Source organism: Salmonella sp. SAL4457 (genome assembly GCF_046548235.1).
GTDB classification, from domain to species: Bacteria; Pseudomonadota; Gammaproteobacteria; order Enterobacterales; family Enterobacteriaceae; genus Salmonella; species Salmonella enterica.
In genome coordinates, this window is the sequence record NZ_JBGDZO010000827.1 from 1 (window position 1) to 257 (window position 257).

Genomic DNA, 257 nt, shown 5'->3' on the forward strand with positions numbered 1-257 from the left:
TCACACCTCTCGAGTTCGCAGCAGTCCAGCAACTATTGAGCACACCAGGTCGCACGGTAACGGCTGCGCGATTGCTCACGCAGCTGTGGGGCAGCGAGTCACTTCGCAAGCAGCGTATGCTCAAACAGCTCATCTATCGCCTGCGGCAGAAGATCGAGATCGACCCGGCGGAGCCGCGGCTCATCGTCACCACGCCGCACGCCGGCTATCGCTTCGAAACGGAAAGTTAGGGCGTCAGGCGACTTGATCTGTGACCC

Annotated in this window: 1 protein-coding gene; it reads left to right on the forward strand. The window is 60.7% G+C overall.

Going from position 1 to position 257, the window contains the following annotated elements; all coding sequences use genetic code 11:
- Positions 1-230 (forward strand): helix-turn-helix domain-containing protein (locus ACLJNW_RS26490; RefSeq protein ID WP_410961552.1); only part of this gene is annotated, 230 nt, incomplete at its 5' end.
- Positions 231-257: the final 27 nt, after the last annotated feature.